The following is a 1,293-nucleotide window of genomic DNA, read 5'->3' on the forward strand; positions in this document are numbered from 1 at the left end:
GACTGGAGTGGATTTCAAACACTATGATCGTCACGAGCATCTATCAGAAAAGCGGGAAAGCATCAGGCTTTATGACACTCTTTTGACCAAAATTATTGAGGGTACTGAAACTGTACTTATTGATCTGGAGAAGTATCGGCAAGTTGATGCTAGATGACCCGTGATATTTTACACTCTGGGAGTTGGAACAATAGAGGAAAAGGCCGTATTCTAGTAAAAACATAAAAAATTGTCGTATGAATCCTGACCTTTATCATTACGTAATCGCTCCGCACATCACTATTAGAGATGCTGCTCTGGTCTTTGCTGGTATAGAGCCTGAGCTTTGCTATATTGACCTGAGCAACAGTTTTGGCCCCTTTGATCCCTATACGGAAAACCAAAAAGAAGCAGAACGACGCTGTAAAGCAAAAAGCTTCTTTAACCTACTAATGAGCGAGTTGAGCAATCGGAAAAGTAGGTTAGCTGTAACTTGTTTGGTAGCATCTCTATTGAAGCAGAAGGAAAGCCAAGCTGAGGCTTGGATTAACATTACTCCTGACTCAATGGAAGGAATACCGTCTGAATTAGATGTATTAATACGCAACGATGATGTTTTGTCTTTAGATAATGGTAAAACATTGCAGTTCTTCATGCAGAACCCAAGCGAAACTTTAAAAGAAAACATTTTTATGGGGCCTTGGTTTATTTCAGGTGATACTAGCGTCACACCAGTGAGTATTGCTGAGTGGGCCGACTCAAAGGGAGTTCCATCTGTTTTTTCAAAGTGCCTGGAACCTAAGCCCTCTAGAGAAAATGGCTTTAGTGGTGCTGTAGCAATGGATGCTCCATTGTTGATTGACGCCTTATTACGCCCAGAAAACCCATATATCAGCAAAGTGCTTAAAGCTACTCTATTAGCGTTAAAGCACGTAATGATTCATGGTACGGGAAAGCATAATCTCACGACCGCAATAGAGATATATCTTGAGAAAAATTTCCCTAAGCTAAATAACACACTGAAAGGTTATGTGGCCAAACTGTTAAATATCTGGGGAACAAAGACAGCACTTTTGCCTCCATTGGAGGAATATCTAAAATCTAAAGCCAAGTAGCATTAAAACTTTTTGTTCAGTAGTAAAAGACCAGTAAAAACAAGGCTTCAGGCTGTAACTGTTGCACAAAATACTTGTTTCTATCTTTCTTTCTCTCCTTTGCGTTTGTTGTTCATCGTGCTTTTCTCTTCCTATCGTTCGAATGAAAACCATAACTCTTCAAGGAATCAGAAGGAAAAGCATGAACAGCATCTATCAG

General features: G+C 39.8%; 1 protein-coding gene. It reads left to right on the top strand.

Annotated elements, in window-relative coordinates:
• Positions 1-236: 236 nt before the first annotated feature.
• Complete coding sequence (locus tag KDK19_RS23875; protein WP_257293105.1) at positions 237-1,094, top strand: hypothetical protein; 858 nt, start codon at positions 237-239, stop codon at positions 1,092-1,094.
• The last annotated feature ends 199 nt before the right edge of the window (positions 1,095-1,293 follow it).

It is taken from the genome of Endozoicomonas sp. ONNA1 (assembly GCF_024606325.1).
Classification (GTDB): domain Bacteria; phylum Pseudomonadota; class Gammaproteobacteria; order Pseudomonadales; family Endozoicomonadaceae; genus Endozoicomonas_A.